This is a genomic window from Pseudomonas sp. AIG, from assembly GCF_977020205.1.
The window spans coordinates 103,650-117,844 of record NZ_CDROCK010000004.1 but is presented as its reverse complement, the minus strand read 5'-3'; the positions used below and the strand labels follow the sequence as shown (position 1 = coordinate 117,844).

Here is a 14,195-nt window from a genome sequence, read left to right as displayed (position 1 = left end):
AGGCGGTTTTTTATGCCTGAAGCTTTTGTCCCGGCGGGTAACGATCAGCCCATCATGTCCTTGATCATGCGCTCTTGTTCCATCAGCTCACGCTGGCGGGCGTCGATGCGTGAAGACAGCGGGAAGTTGCTGCCAGCCTTGCGCTTGGCAAAGTCGAGCTGCTGGATCGCCTGACGGTAATCGCCGACCAGTGCGAAGTACTCTGCGCGCGCCTGATGCAGGCCAATGATGTTGCCGGACAAGCCACGGGTCTCGGCGACCTGATACCAGACGTCTGGATCATCCGGGCGTGATTTGAGTAACGCTTCCAGGGCCTTCTCGGCATCCGGCGCGCGATTCTGTTTCAGTAGCAGATCCACGCGAACCTGATTCAGTGGATAGTTGCCCGGATATTGCGTGAGCATCCGGTCAACCCTTGATTGCGCATCCGGCAAACGATTATTGGTGATATCCAGATCAACCTGGGCGAGGTTGTAGATGATTTCGTTAGGCGATGTTGCCAGCAATTGCTTGAGATTCTCGCGTGCCTCATTCAACTGACCACCCTTGATCTGCGCAATCGCCAGACCGTAGCGCGCCACGTCGTTCTGCGGGTTTTCATCCAGTTGCGCGCGGAAACGCTTGGCGCCCAGGCCCGGGGTTTCTTCGTAGATCAATTGCACGCGGGCACGAATCAACTGATAGCGCTTGGAGTCTTCGATGCCGCCCGGTTTGGCTTGTTCGGCACGGTTGCGGGTGTCGGCAATACGCGATTCGGTCACCGGGTGAGTCAGCAGGAATTCCGGCGGTTTGGCGTCGAAGCGATACTGGCGCATCAAGCGTTCGAACATGGTCGGCATCGAGCGCGGGTCATACCCGGCTTTCTCCAGATTGAGAATGCCGATGCGGTCGGCTTCCTGTTCGTTCTGGCGGGAGAAGGTCCGTTGCGACTGAATCGCTGCCGCTTGAGTGCCGGCGATGGTCGCAATGCCGGCATCGCCGCCACCGGCCGCCGCAATGACGATGCCGGCCAGCAGCGCAGCCATCATCGGCACCTGCATCCGCTGTGAAGCTTCGACGCCACGGGCAAAGTGGCGTTGCGACAAGTGCGCCAATTCGTGGGCGAGAACCGAGGCGTATTCACCTTCCGTCTGCGCGTTGAGGAACAAACCACCGTTGACCCCGACCACGCCACCTGGCGCCGCGAAGGCGTTGAGCTGCGGGCTGTTGATCAGAATGAATTCAAGGCGCCGGTCAGTGACCTGGCTGGTCTCCACCAGTTTGTACACGCTGGATTCGACGTAGTCCTTGAGCTGCGGATCGTTGAGTTGTGAAACCTGGCTGCGCAACATCGCCAGCCAGGCGCGGCCGAGCTGGTATTCCTGTTGCGGCGAGACAATGGCAGAACTGGCGTCGCCGAGTGACGGCAGATCGTCGGCAAAGCCTGGTGAGGCGAGCAGGCAAGCGAGCGTCAGCAGGGTAGGGCGCAGAAAAGTCATGCACAAAGCCTTAGAAGACAAAGACCTTACTGTAGCCGGACACCGGAGCTGCGACCAGATATTCTAGGCAGCTCGACGACCTGAACCGGAGTGACGCAATGACTGACGCTGTAGCCCATGACGTGGAACTGGACGCCAGTGGCCTGAATTGTCCGTTGCCGTTGCTCAAGGCAAAAATGGAACTCAACAAACTCCAGAGTGGCGCCGTTCTCAAGGTGATCGCTACCGACGCGGGCTCACAGCGCGACTTTCGCACCTTTGCCAAATTGGCCGGTCATACGCTGCTTCGCGAAGAAGACGAAGCAGGCGTCTACCGTTACTGGTTGAAAAAGGCCTGAACCCACAGCGTAAAAGACCTAAGGATTATTGATGTTCAAAGTGTTACGCGACTGGATTCAGCGCTATTTCTCCGACGAAGAAGCGGTGGTACTGGCGGTGCTGTTGTTTCTCGCCTTCACGGCCGTGCTCACCCTCGGCGGCATGCTTGCGCCGGTGTTGGCGGGGATGGTGCTGGCGTATTTGATGCAAGGGCTGGTGGTCACACTCGAGCGCTTGCGCGTGCCGGGTGGCGTGGCGGTAGGGTTGGTGTTTGCGCTGTTCATGGGCGTGCTGATGCTGTTTATCGTCGTGGTGCTGCCGTTGCTCTGGCATCAGTTGATCACGTTATTCAACGAGCTGCCGGGCATGCTCGCCAAATGGCAATCGCTGCTGTTATTGCTGCCGGAGCGTTATCCGCATCTGGTGTCCGATGAGCAGGTGTTGCAGGCGATCGAGGCGGCGCGTGGCGAGATCGGCAAGTTCGGCCAGTGGGCGCTGACATTCTCACTGTCGAGTCTGCCGCTGCTGGTGAACATCATGATTTATCTGGTGCTGGTGCCGATTCTGGTGTTCTTCTTTCTCAAGGATCGGGTCATGATCGGCGAATGGGTGCGTGGCTACTTGCCGCGTGAGCGTGCATTGATCACCCGGGTTGCGCAGGAAATGAACCGGCAGATTGCCAACTACATTCGCGGCAAGGTCATCGAGATCGTGATTTGTGGTGGCGTGACCTACATCGCTTTCGTCGCGCTCGGGCTCAATTACGCGGCGCTGCTGGCGTTGCTGGTCGGGATTTCGGTGGTGGTGCCGTATGTTGGCGCGGTGGTGGTAACCGTGCCGGTGTTGCTGATTGCGCTGTTTCAGTGGGGCTGGAGTGATCAGTTCATCTATTTGATGGCGGTGTACGGGATCATCCAGACGCTGGATGGCAACGTGCTGGTGCCGTTGCTGTTCTCGGAAGCGGTCAACCTGCACCCGGTCGCAATTATCTGCGCGGTGCTGTTGTTTGGCGGGTTGTGGGGATTCTGGGGGGTGTTCTTCGCGATTCCGCTGGCGACGCTGTTCAAGGCTGTGCTGGATGCGTGGCCGCGCCAGGAACCAGCGGTGGCACCACTACTGTAGCGATTGATCCAGATTGTTTGGTGACACTTAGGGCCCATTCGCGAGCAAGCTCGCTCCCACATTGGACTTGTGAGCACCACAGATCCAATGTGGGAGCGAGCTTGCTCGCGAAAGCGTCAATGAGGGCGACGCAAAACCATCAGGCTTTATTCAGATCCTGAGCAGCAGCCAGCACCGCATCCACATGCCCCGGCACCTTCACACCACGCCATTCCTGCCGCAGCACACCGTCCTTATCAATCAGGAAGGTGCTGCGATCAACGCCCAGGTATTCCTTGCCATACAGCTTCTTCAACTTGATCACGTCGAACAATTGGCAGACGGCTTCGTCCTTGTCGCTGATCAGCTCGAACGGAAACTCCTGCTTGCCCTTGAAGTTCTCGTGGGACTTCAGGCTGTCGCGGGAGATGCCGAAGATTTCCGTGTTGGCAGCCTTGAAAGCCGCGTATTGATCACGAAAGCCCTGGCCTTCGGTGGTGCAGCCCGGCGTGCTGTCCTTCGGGTAAAAATAGATCACCACTTGCTTGCCCTTCAGGGCTGACAGGCTGACGGTCTGCCCGCTGGTGGCAGGTGCTGCGAAATCGGCAACCGGTTGGTCGATGACAACGGCCATGAAAGCTTCCTTACATTGGGTTCTGTGGGCGCCAAGGCTCGATCAGTGCATCCAGGTTCATCGCATCAGAGAAGTCGAGGAACTGATCGCGCAACCAGCTGATCTGGGTGCCGGCCGGCAGGGTCACGGTGAACGTGGCGTTGAGCATGGTGCCGCCGGTCTGTGGCGCCTGATAAGTGTCGCAGGTCAGGTTTTCCAGCTCGACGTTGTGATCCATGAAGAACTGGCACAGCTCATTGATGATGTCCGGGCGATACGCCGAGCTGACATACGCCACGTACGGCAGGGCCTGCGGACGATTTTCCAGCGGCGCACTGCGCACTACATTGACGGTGAAAGCGTGTTTCTTGGACAGGCCCGGCAGACTGCCTTCCAGGCGCGCAAGGGCGTCCCAACTACCGGAGACCTCAAGGATCAGCGCACTGCACTCGCCGTGGCGAGTCAGGCGCGAGGTGACCACGGCGCAGCGATTTTCATGGCTGGCGCGGCACAGGACGTTAGTCAGCTCCATGGGGTTGGCGCCGAGGGCACTGATGACAAGGAATTGTTCGCGAACTGTGGGGGTGGACATGCAGCATTCCTAAAGCGATGAGCGGTCGGTAGGTTAACGGGCGTTGGCTGCCGGGGAGTGCCTGTTGTGGCCGTCCGTACTAAAAGACCCGGCAAGCGCTCGCGGCTCGCTCCACTATAGCGGGAGCGCGTCGATGCGACGCAGGAACGGGGTCTGGGAGGCCGAAAAGGGAGGCTGGAACCCGGCGTACAAGCTGATCAGTACCGATCAAAGTCTGAAGGGTAGCGAAAAGCGACGCCAAGGGGAATGGCGGCAGCGCAGTACTTCGCTTGTGCAAGCATCTTGGCGCCAGTACCATTACCGCTCTCTTTTTCCGGCAGGAGCGGTTTCATGATTGCGGGCAGTATGGTGGCACTGGTCACTCCCATGGATGCACAAGGGCGTCTTGACTGGGACAGCCTCAGCAAACTCGTGGACTTCCATCTCAAGAACGGCACCCATGCCATTGTCGCGGTCGGTACTACCGGCGAGTCGGCAACCCTTGATGTAGAAGAACACATCGCCGTCATCAAAGCCGTGGTCAAACAGGTTGCCGGGCGCATCCCGGTCATCGCCGGCACTGGCGCCAACTCGACCCGCGAAGCCGTCGAACTGACCCGCAACGCCAAGGAAGCCGGCGCCGATGCCTGCCTGCTGGTCGTGCCGTACTACAACAAGCCGACTCAGGAAGGTTTGTATCAGCACTTCAAGTACATCGCTGAAGCGGTCGACATTCCACAGATTCTCTACAACGTTCCTGGCCGCACCTCTTGCGATATGCAGGCCGAGACCGTGATTCGCCTGTCCACCGTGCCGAACATCATCGGTATCAAGGAAGCCACTGGCGATCTGAAACGCGCCAAAGCGATCATCGATGGTGTGAGCAAGGATTTCATCGTGCTGTCCGGCGATGATCCGACCGCCGTTGAACTGATTCTGCTGGGCGGCAAAGGCAACATCTCGGTGACCGCCAACGTCGCGCCACGCGAAATGGCCGATCTGTGCGAGGCTGCGCTCAAAGGCGACGCCGACACCGCACGGGCGATCAACGAAAAACTGATGCCACTGCACAAAGACCTGTTCATCGAAGCCAACCCGATTCCGGTGAAGTGGGCTCTGGTTGAAATGGGCCTGATGCACGAAGGCATCCGCCTGCCACTGACCTGGCTGAGCACACCTTGTCACGAAACGCTTCGCTCGGCCCTGCGCCAGTGCAGCGTCCTGGTTTAATTGAGGAAGTACAACGCATGAAGCGAATGGCCGGACTTTCCGCACTTGCCTTGATTATCTCCAGCACCAGCGGCTGCGGATGGGTCTGGGGGCCGGAAGGTTATTTCCGCGACCGTGGTAGCGATTACCTGCAAGCGCAACAGACTGCACCGATGCAACTGCCGCCGGAAGTCAGCACTTCCAAACGTCTGGATCCGCTGTTGCCGATCCCGCGTAACGTGGCTGATGACACCGCCAAGGGCGAATACATTGTGCCGCGTCCTCAGCCGCTGTCGGCCGTTGCCGATGCCAGCGATTACTCGCTGCAGAAGAGCGGTGATTCGCGTTGGGTCGTGGCCCAGCACCCACCGGCCGAAGTCTGGCCAGTGGCGGTGCAGTTCTTCCAGGACAACGGTTTCCGTCTGGATGAACAGCGCCCGCAAACCGGCGAATTCACCACCACTTGGCAGCATTCCGATGAACTGTCCGCGTCCATGGCCAAGCGCCTGAGCGCAGCCGGCATCGCCAGTGACAGCGAAACCCGCGTGCGCGTACGTATCGAGCCGGGTGTGCAGCGCAATACCAGTGAAATCTACGTGGTCAGCGCCGAGCGACCTGCCGGCAGCACTGCTGACGTGGCCTTCACCAACCGTTCGGTCAACACTGGCCTGGACGCAGCACTGGTCGACGACATGCTCGCGAGCATGAGCCGGATTTCCGAGAAGGGCGGTTCGGTGTCGATGCTGGCCTCGCGTGATTTCGATACGCCAAGCCGTGTCAGCCTCAGCGAAGACGGCAGCGGTAACCCGGTGTTGAACGTCGGTACCGATCTGGACCGTGCCTGGTCGAGCGTTGGCCGTGCACTGGAACAGGGCGAATGGCGCGTTGAAGACATCAACCGCAGCCTCGGCCTGTACTACATCAACCTGGCCGAAAAAGCCGAGAAGAAAGACGACAAGCCTGGTTTCTTCAGCAGCCTGTTCGGCAGTGCGCCAAGCAAGGAAGAAGTTGAAGCCCGTGCCGAGCGTTATCAGGTTCGCCTGAGCAAGGTTGGCGAGAACATTCAGGTGACCGTCGAGAAAAACATCAACACCGTCGCGCCGGCTGAAGTGGCACGCAAAGTGTTGAGCGTGATTCAGGACAACCTGGGCTGATCAACCATGCGTTTTGCCGTTCTCGGCAGCGGTAGCCAAGGGAACGGCACGCTGATCGCCAGTGCTGATACGTATGTGCTGGTGGATTGTGGTTTTTCCCTGCGGGAAACCGAAAAACGCCTGTTGCGCCTGGGTGTAAACCCGGCGCAACTGAGCGCGATACTCGTGACCCACGAACATGCCGACCACGTGCATGGCGTGGGTTTGCTGTCTCGGCGCTACAATCTACCGGTCTACCTCAGTCGCGGCACACTGCGCGGGATGCGCAAACCGATCGAGCCCGCAGGCTTTCTGGCCGGCGGCGAGCAACTGCAGATCGGTGCACTGAACATCGGGGTCATTGCCGTGGCCCATGATGCGCAGGAACCGACCCAGTATGTCTTCAGTGATCACGAGCAGCGGCGCTTCGGCCTGCTGACCGACCTGGGCTCCTACTGCGAGCGGGTGCTGGACGGTTATCGGGACCTCGATGCGTTGATGATCGAGTCCAACCATTGTCGCGACATGCTGGCCCGTGGTCATTACCCGTACTTTCTCAAGCAGCGGGTGGGCGGCGAGCTGGGACATTTGAACAACCATCAGGCGGCTTTCCTGGTGTCCGAGTTGGGCTGGCAGGGCTTGCAACACCTGGTTCTGGCCCATCTGAGCAGCAAGAACAACCTGCCGCAGCTGGCCCGGCAATGTTTTGTCGACACCCTCGGGTGCGACCCGGACTGGCTGCAACTGGCCGATCAAGATTCAGGGCTCGACTGGCGCCACATCGCCTAGCCCACCTACTTAGCAAGCGGAGCCCATCATGGAAAAACGTGAAGAACTCTACCGCGGCAAAGCCAAATCGGTTTACAAGACCGACGACGCTGACCGCTTGATCCTGCTGTTTCGCAACGACACCTCGGCGTTCGACGGCAAGCGCATCGAGCAGCTCGACCGCAAAGGCATGGTCAACAACAAGTTCAACGCCTTCATCATGCAGAAACTCGAAGCGGCCGGCATCCCGACCCAATTCGACAAACTGCTGGCCGACAACGAAGTCCTGGTGAAGAAGCTCGACATGATCCCGGTCGAGTGCGTCGTGCGTAACTACGCCGCCGGCAGCCTGGTCAAGCGTCTGGGCGTGGAAGAAGGCCTGAAGCTCAACCCTTACACCTTCGAACTGTTCCTGAAGGACGACGCCAAGGGCGACCCGTTCATCAACGAATCCCACGTCGTGGCATTTGGCTGGGGCACCGCCGAGCAACTGGTTCGCATGAAAGAACTGTCGCTCAAGGTCAATGAAGTCCTGACCAAACTGTTCGACGACGCCGGCCTGCTGCTGGTCGACTTCAAGCTTGAATTCGGCGTGTTCAGCGACGGCTCGATCGTCCTCGGCGACGAGTTCAGCCCGGACGGCTGCCGTCTGTGGGACAAGGACACCAAGAAGAAGATGGACAAAGACCGCTTCCGTCAGGGCCTCGGTGACGTCATCGAAGCCTACGAAGAAGTCGCCAATCGTCTGGGCGTACCGCTTTAATCGACGCAAGCATCTGATAGCACGAAGAAATTTTCGAAAGAGGGTTTGCTTTCGGTAAAAGTGTTGTTATGATGCGCGCCGTTGGAGAGATGCCAGAGTGGCCGAATGGGACGGATTCGAAATCCGTTGTACCTTCACCGGTACCTAGGGTTCGAATCCCTATCTCTCCGCCATTATTGAATAAGACGAAGCCCCCGTAGTCATTGCTGATTACGGGGGCTTTTTCGTTTCTGGGCTTTCGGTTAGGGCATTTTTAGGGCAAAAAATGGCATCGTGAGGACGCTCCAAGCCCTTGTAAGCCCTAGCCAATTCCGGAGGGGTGACGTTGGGGCTTACGCAACTGGCGAGGGCGCACGCGACATTTCGGGGTATCAGGGAGTTATGTATGTGGATTTGGCAGGAAGCACGAGAGCGTTGGCTGTTGGTGGCTGTAGTGTTGGTGTTCGCACTACTTTGCTTGGTAAATCTTAGGTTGCCCTTGTTGCCGTTTCTGGAAGGCGGGGCTATTGCCGCATTTCTATGTGCAGACGCAACGATCAGCGTCACCAGCGATCTGCTTGTCGGACTCATATCTGCATATGTGTTCTATGTGATTATTGAGCTGTTGCCGAGTCACCGCAAAAAGGTTGAAACCTTGCGGGTTTTGAATTTGCTGGTTGCGTCTGTAGTCGATGCATACGATAAGGCAAGCATATTTGGTCATGAGAGGTCTCTCAGCTCACTCGATTTAATCGTCCTCAAGCGTTCGAAGCTTAAATCAACTCTCGATACTCTTGACGGTGATGCTGCGTTTCTTCAACTCAAATTTGCAATGCAGACTGGACACTCTCGTTACCAGGATTTCCAGCATGCTCTCAGCCTGGCTGTTGGCTTATCCCCACAGCATGCCCTTAATTGGCTTGTGCTGACGGATAAGATCAGGCTGCTTGCCGATGAGTATGGTGCGCAGCCTGTCAATCCGAATGCAGACTACGCGACTCAAATCACATCAAACATCCAAGATGTAACTGCGTATTTTGCATATGAAAAAGAAATGGATCTGTATATGGCTGCACTCTTATTGAGGGTCACTGAGTTTTTCGAGGCGGCATTGGATTGGATGGAGTATCAAAATTTCGAGGCGGGCTGAAAAATATATGCAAGTTGTGGTCTTTCGCAGCCTTACTCATCCACTCTAAATCCAAGCATTTTGGAAACAATTCCCGCCATGCTCTTGGTGTCTTTTGGTATCCATCTACCGTAGTGCTTTCGCACCATTGTAGTGTCGGCATGTCCAAGTTGTTTGGCCACCCATTCGACCGGTACATAGCTTGAAAGCATTTGACTGGCGAACGTGTGGCGGCACTGGTTGGCGCCTCGGTGTCGCACTTCTGCCTTTTTCAGGTGAGCTGTAAACCAGTTGCTCAGTGTCTTGCCGCTCCACATCAAGCCGCTGGTAGAGCTGCGGAAAAGAAACCTGACTTTCATCCTCTTCGACGTGATGTTGTCGCGCTGAATAACGGTGATCTCTTCGGCGGGTGCTTCCCTGGCCGCCGCAACGATCTCTCGCATCAGTTCCAGTGCAGGGTCTATCAGCTCGACGACTCTCACCCGGGAGCGTTCTTTCGGGACTTTGAACTCGCCTACGACTAGCGCGCGTCGGACATGCACCAAGCCGGCATCAAGGTCGATGTCCTCAACAGCGAGTGCGATGAGTTCGGATAGCGATAGTCCGGCCCAGCAGTTGAACTCAATCATCCTGGTATCGGGTCGTCGTTCCGGATCCGCTTTGCCGATCAAATCAATCTCGGTGCGACTGAAGGGATCGGCGTGCTCGAGGTCGACGTCCGAACCGACGTTGCTGATTCGGTCCAGTGGGTTGGCTTTCAAGATGCCGTCTCCGAAGGCGTCAGCCCAGACGCCTCGGACGACGGTGAAGATGTCGTTTACTGTCTTTGGGGCCAGGCCTTGCTTCAGCAGTTGCGCTTGAAACAGTTCTATATCGCTCTTGCTGATGTCCACGATTCGGCGTTTGCCGAATTTGTTTTCGACGTGCTTGGCCTTGCTGACGTAGTTAACAACGGTACTTGATGCTTTGAGTGCGCGCTGAACCTCCAACCATCGGTCGATACCTTCCTTCACGGTGCGCTTGAGAGACGGTCCGCCAGTCCCGGTGAACATTGCTGCCCTGGGAGAGTTGGGGAAGTGGGCCGCATAGTCAAAGCGGCCCTCTTTGATCTCTGCAAGGATTGTGCGACGTTTGTTGTCGGCATAGGCAATCGCAGCTTTGTTAACCTTCGAGATCCCCTCAAGTGGTTCCCGGCATCGCTGGCCATTGAAGATGAACCAGATGCGCAGCTGTTTGCCGTTCATCTCGACACCTGTGGGCATCTTGTCACTCATGGTTGACCTGCCATCCACTTTTCAATTGCTTCCTTGTTGTAAACCAGCACATTGGCGGGGTCGGTACGGTAGTGTTTGCCCTCCAGCCACAGACCGCGAGAACGATACTTGCGGACAGCTTCTGTGCTGAGTCCGAACACTGGATAAAGCAGGTCTTGGCGGAACCAAGCGCCTGGTGTGATTTGAAAATCAATTTTCTCTGCAGCGCTCATGCTGCCTCCTCCCTCTGACTCACGCTCAATCCCACTGCAACAGGGCGCACCCACACCGGCATGTTGCTCAGCATGAAGGTTTCGCCGGCTTCGGCCAGCAGTAGGGTGGTGCCCATCACATGGGCGATTGCTTCGGCGGCTGCCGGCGGTACCGCGTTGCCGATCCGCTCGCGCCATGCCTGATCGCTCAGGCCGTCCAGCTCGAACTGCTCTTCCGGTTCGACCAAACTTTGCAGCGCAGCCAGCTCCAGCGTGGTGAATGGTCGGTGCCAGGTGCCGTCGAGGCTTTCGATAACGCAGGTCAGACGGTCATTGGCTTCCGGCATGCGGGGATCCGCCACAGACCAACGACCGTTGTCCTGCTTTGCGCTGGCCGATACGGCGCCGCATTGCTCGTTCCAGCCGACGACGCCGTAGTGACCGCCAGTCAGGTACGCGTCGCCCTTCGTGCGCTTCATGCCTGGGCGCGGGTCTGCGATCGACAATGCCCCACTGGCTACCTGCTGCGATCCTGTGACAGTCCCAGCAGTTTTATCCCAAGGGCAAACGCTAAGCTTCCGGCTGCTCGCTCTTGGGTGCCAGTTGTGATACCGAGGATCCTGAACCGCAAAAGCGCCTTGCCCCGTGGTGCTGCCGGCGATGACCGTTCCTGCGGCATTGTCGAACGGCGTTACCAGATACTTGCCAAAGCCATCACCAGGCCGGCGAGGATCAGCAACGCTGAACGTCCCTTGCCCGGGCGATTTGACGCCGATTACCGCGCCGCTCGTTTCGTCCCAACGGCGCACGCCGTACTGCTGATATTGCAGGGCGCCTGCCTTGGCGCGCGGATCTGCTACCGAGAACGCGCCGTTCGTTGGGCTGCTTCGCCCGGCAACGGTTCCGGCGGTGTCCTGCCATTCATGCACACCGAGATAGCCGGCGCGGTATTTCGGCACGATCACCAGGTCACGCAGGTAACCATCCTCGATCGCCAAGTCATTCAGGCTGCGCCAATCCTTGCCGGCGGTGACTAGGGCGAGGCGAACCCACGTTTTCCATTGCAACGCCGGCACTCGGTGCATCGGGCCCGCGGCTTCGACATCGCCGGCCAGCGGCATGCGACCGAGGATCGAGCCGACCGACTTCAGCGTCTTCTTTTCCGGTTCGTACAGGAACGGCGGCACTTTTTCGATGTGGCGGGCGACCAGCAGGAAGCGCTTGCGGCTCTGGGCCAGTCCGCCAATGACGCCGCAGTCGTGCGTGGTTTCGGCGACTGCGTATCCGTAGTGGTTCAGCAGTTTGTTGATCTGGTCGAGCAGGTGGCGGCCACGGGTGGCAAGGCGAGGAACGTTCTCGAAGACGATCAACGACACCGGGTCGTCCTTCCACGCCTCACACATCAGCCAGATGCATCGCAACGTCAGCTCGTTCAGGGCCTGGTACTTCGGCGTCAGGCTCATTGTTTCCGACAGCAAGCCCGAAGCGCCCTTGCAGGGGCTGGAAATAAACACGGCATCTGGACGTTCGTTGCTGGCGGCGCGGCGCAGATCGTCGGCGCTCGCCTCAGTCCAGCCGGCTGGTGGCTCTTTACCGTGGAACCGTGTGTATTGGTCGCGGGTGAACAGATCCATCAGTGTGCCAGGCACACCAGAAAGGCGCTGGAAGTCGCGTAGGCCTGCCGGATCTACGTCCACGCCACCGATGCACTGCCACTCGGCTTGTATGTGCCCGACGATAGGCTTGGCCCGATTGAATCCCTTGGCTCCGCCGCCCAGGCCGCAGCACATGTGAAAGTGCTTGAGAGTGCGCTTGATCACGGGCGAACTCCTTTGGTTTGCTGGCCAACGAGTGCGGCGTGCTTCCATGCTCTGCGCTTCCATGCGGCGAAGCCGGCCCGGTACGCGTAATGCTCACGGGCGAACGAATCGGATGTCTTCGCACCTGGTGCGGTGATGTACGTGCCTCGTTGAGTGCAGTACTGCAGGCCTTCGGGGACTGGGAACTCTTTCTCGAACTCAACGCGTTCGTCGATCTGCATCCCGTCGACGGCTTTTTGTGATGGGCTTTCAGAGTTGCTGTCAGGGTGCGTATACCCCACAGCAGGCTGCGCGGGCGGGCGATTCTGAGCGATTAGCGTTGCATTGGGTGTGGCTGCCTCGCGCAGCTTTTCGTGGGGTATAAGCGCCTCGGTGGTGCTGCTGGAGGGAGCGATAATGCCTGCTGCTGCGCAGCAGAGGCTGTTTGTTTCTAGTGTGTCGACGCTGGTTTTCTTGCGGAGCAAAGCGGTCGTGAATTGGGTGTTGTGCTGGTCCTTTCGCATGCCGCTTTTCTCCGAGGTTCGAATGCGCGTTGGTTCATCAACCGCTGTTGAGGCGTGAGCCGGGTTGCGGTGGTTGTTGGATTGAGGGCCGATCTGGCTCATGCGGCGCTCTCCTGATTGGCTGGATCAAGCAGGGCTGCGATGGCGAGCGCTTGATCGCGCAAGGCGCGGGTTTCGCGCTCGAGTGCCTTCCCTGTGCGAAAGGCTGCGAACGTGTCGGCGGCAATGCGGAGCTTTTCAGCGATGTCGAGCAACGTCTGGCGTTCGGTTTCACCAAGCTTCAATGCTTGCTGAAGGCGTTTGCTGAATTGCGCCAAGTGGGCGTGGTCAGCCTTGATAAAGTCGAGAGAGGCCCTCAACTCGCGAATGGTCTTGGCACTTTCAGCGCGCAGGGTGTTGTCGCTTTCTTTCCTGCCGGCGGACATGCCGTCGCCGTGTCCCATGAAGTAACCGGCCCAGACTAGTAATCCAGCCAAGGTGATAAGGGTGATGAGTGCGCAGATCTGAACTGCAGTCATGTGGTGTGCTCCTGGTGATGTCATTGGCTGGTGGTGGCAGCTGTTTGGTTAGTCGGTGTTACTCGTTGGTGTCGTCCTGCTGTCGCTGCATGTCTTCGTCGGCCTTGTAGGCGCGGATGTCGATCAGTGAGGCGACGTGCCGGATGTGGGCGTACTTCGGTGCTTTGCGGCTGGTGTCCAGCGTGGTGATGGGAAGCTGGATGCGGCCGCTGCTGATCTCGGCCACGAACGATTGCTCGTTGAGGTTGCGGAAGTACTGCTCGCGCACTTTGTCCAGCGGAATCAGGACGTCGCCGAAGATGCGGTAGAGCAATTCGACGGTGGCTGACTCCGGGGCGGGGAGCAGGCGGAGCGGGTTTTGTGCTGTGTTACTCATGGCTTTGTTGGGCCTCCTTGCGTTGTTTTCTGCCTGGGTGATTCCAGGCGTTCAGGCAGTGCCGTTTGGTCAGCTCGCGCAGATGTTCGGGCACTTCAAGGAGCGCGGCGTTGCGCTCCTCTCGTGTCCGCATGGCGATGATCTGGCGGGCGTATTCCCTAGGCCACGTCACGGTTGTCTGCCGGGATGGCAGGCAGGTCGATGCCCAGCTGTTCGGCTAGCCAGCGGATGCCGGGCTGTTTCACCCTGGTCGACTGGCTGTACTGCATGCCGAGCTGCTCGTGGTACCACTGGCCGTCCTTGATGCGCAGGTAATCGCGGTCGCGGTTGGGGTAGGCCGGTAGGTTCCTCTCGTTCAGCAGGCCTTTTTCCCGCATGCGAGCGATGAGCTTTGGCCGGGTGAGGCCGAGTTGGGTTGCGGCTTGGGCGAGGTTGCGTTCCATGGCGTCCT

The 14,195-nt window shown here is 58.5% G+C and carries 17 protein-coding genes and 1 tRNA gene; 8 read left to right on the top strand and 10 right to left on the bottom strand.

Features of this window, described 5'->3' with window-relative positions:
• Positions 1-44: 44 nt before the first annotated feature.
• Positions 45-1,478 (bottom strand): M48 family metalloprotease, encoded by a 1,434-nt coding sequence (locus ACWR1S_RS04425; protein ID WP_077571528.1) that lies wholly within the window; start codon positions 1,476-1,478, stop codon positions 45-47.
• 98 nt (positions 1,479-1,576) lie between these two features.
• Here ACWR1S_RS04425 and ACWR1S_RS04420 point away from each other — a divergent pair, with 98 nt between their 5' ends.
• Together ACWR1S_RS04420 and ACWR1S_RS04415 are read left to right on the top strand one after the other, a co-directional pair.
• On the top strand, positions 1,577-1,816 hold the full coding sequence (locus tag ACWR1S_RS04420) for a sulfurtransferase TusA family protein (protein WP_007911399.1): 240 nt from the start codon (positions 1,577-1,579) through the stop codon (positions 1,814-1,816).
• Between the two features lie 31 nt (positions 1,817-1,847).
• Positions 1,848-2,918: an AI-2E family transporter gene (locus ACWR1S_RS04415; RefSeq protein WP_454562562.1), complete on the top strand. Its 1,071-nt coding sequence runs from the start codon at positions 1,848-1,850 to the stop codon at positions 2,916-2,918.
• 139 nt (positions 2,919-3,057) lie between these two features.
• Here the strand turns inward: ACWR1S_RS04415 and ACWR1S_RS04410 are convergent, their stop codons facing one another.
• Both ACWR1S_RS04410 and ACWR1S_RS04405 read right to left on the bottom strand, forming a co-directional pair.
• Positions 3,058-3,531, bottom strand: coding sequence for a peroxiredoxin (locus tag ACWR1S_RS04410; protein WP_454562561.1), 474 nt, complete (start codon positions 3,529-3,531; stop codon positions 3,058-3,060).
• 10 nt (positions 3,532-3,541) lie between these two features.
• On the bottom strand, positions 3,542-4,102 hold the full coding sequence (locus ACWR1S_RS04405) for a glycine cleavage system protein R (RefSeq protein WP_454562560.1): 561 nt from the start codon (positions 4,100-4,102) through the stop codon (positions 3,542-3,544).
• Positions 4,103-4,432: 330 nt separating this feature from the next.
• On the opposite strand from ACWR1S_RS04405, the gene dapA reads away from it, so the two are divergent.
• The 6 genes from dapA to ACWR1S_RS04375 all read left to right on the top strand — a co-directional run bounded on the left by dapA (position 4,433) and on the right by ACWR1S_RS04375 (position 9,083).
• Positions 4,433-5,311: a 4-hydroxy-tetrahydrodipicolinate synthase gene (gene dapA / locus ACWR1S_RS04400; RefSeq protein ID WP_034153154.1), complete on the top strand. Its 879-nt coding sequence runs from the start codon at positions 4,433-4,435 to the stop codon at positions 5,309-5,311.
• 17 nt (positions 5,312-5,328) lie between these two features.
• On the top strand, positions 5,329-6,444 hold the full coding sequence (bamC, locus tag ACWR1S_RS04395; protein WP_034153155.1) for an outer membrane protein assembly factor BamC: 1,116 nt from the start codon (positions 5,329-5,331) through the stop codon (positions 6,442-6,444).
• Positions 6,445-6,450: 6 nt separating this feature from the next.
• Complete coding sequence (locus ACWR1S_RS04390; protein WP_007911390.1) at positions 6,451-7,212, top strand: MBL fold metallo-hydrolase; 762 nt, start codon at positions 6,451-6,453, stop codon at positions 7,210-7,212.
• A gap of 28 nt (positions 7,213-7,240) precedes the next feature.
• On the top strand, positions 7,241-7,954 hold the full coding sequence (purC, locus tag ACWR1S_RS04385) for a phosphoribosylaminoimidazolesuccinocarboxamide synthase (RefSeq protein WP_008077821.1): 714 nt from the start codon (positions 7,241-7,243) through the stop codon (positions 7,952-7,954).
• Between the two features lie 83 nt (positions 7,955-8,037).
• Positions 8,038-8,127, top strand: a tRNA-Ser gene (locus ACWR1S_RS04380).
• A 212-nt stretch (positions 8,128-8,339) separates the two neighbouring features.
• The gene (locus tag ACWR1S_RS04375; RefSeq protein WP_454562559.1) at positions 8,340-9,083 is read left to right on the top strand and encodes a hypothetical protein; all 744 of its coding nucleotides are present in this window, start codon (positions 8,340-8,342) and stop codon (positions 9,081-9,083) included.
• 32 nt (positions 9,084-9,115) lie between these two features.
• On the opposite strand, the gene ACWR1S_RS04370 is transcribed toward ACWR1S_RS04375, so the two are convergent.
• The 7 genes from ACWR1S_RS04370 to ACWR1S_RS04340 all read right to left on the bottom strand — a co-directional run bounded on the left by ACWR1S_RS04370 (position 9,116) and on the right by ACWR1S_RS04340 (position 14,187).
• On the bottom strand, positions 9,116-10,336 hold the full coding sequence (locus ACWR1S_RS04370; RefSeq protein ID WP_454562558.1) for an Arm DNA-binding domain-containing protein: 1,221 nt from the start codon (positions 10,334-10,336) through the stop codon (positions 9,116-9,118).
• A complete protein-coding gene (gene xisR / locus ACWR1S_RS04365) occupies positions 10,333-10,548 on the bottom strand; it encodes an excisionase family protein (RefSeq protein ID WP_085683173.1) in 216 nt (71 codons plus the stop codon). Before xisR ends, ACWR1S_RS04370 begins: the two co-directional genes overlap by 4 nt.
• Complete coding sequence (locus ACWR1S_RS04360) at positions 10,545-12,347, bottom strand: DNA cytosine methyltransferase (protein WP_454562557.1); 1,803 nt, start codon at positions 12,345-12,347, stop codon at positions 10,545-10,547. Before ACWR1S_RS04360 ends, xisR begins: the two co-directional genes overlap by 4 nt.
• Entirely contained in the window at positions 12,344-12,952 is a 609-nt protein-coding gene (locus tag ACWR1S_RS04355) for a hypothetical protein (RefSeq protein WP_454562556.1), read from the bottom strand. Before ACWR1S_RS04355 ends, ACWR1S_RS04360 begins: the two co-directional genes overlap by 4 nt.
• Positions 12,949-13,368 (bottom strand): hypothetical protein, encoded by a 420-nt coding sequence (locus ACWR1S_RS04350; RefSeq protein WP_454562555.1) that lies wholly within the window; start codon positions 13,366-13,368, stop codon positions 12,949-12,951. The genes ACWR1S_RS04355 and ACWR1S_RS04350 overlap by 4 nt, the downstream gene beginning before the upstream one ends.
• A 58-nt stretch (positions 13,369-13,426) precedes the next feature.
• Positions 13,427-13,744 (bottom strand): pyocin activator PrtN family protein, encoded by a 318-nt coding sequence (locus ACWR1S_RS04345; RefSeq protein ID WP_454562554.1) that lies wholly within the window; start codon positions 13,742-13,744, stop codon positions 13,427-13,429.
• 158 nt (positions 13,745-13,902) lie between these two features.
• Positions 13,903-14,187 (bottom strand): phage antirepressor KilAC domain-containing protein, encoded by a 285-nt coding sequence (locus ACWR1S_RS04340; RefSeq protein ID WP_454562553.1) that lies wholly within the window; start codon positions 14,185-14,187, stop codon positions 13,903-13,905.
• Between the last annotated feature and the right edge of the window lie 8 nt (positions 14,188-14,195).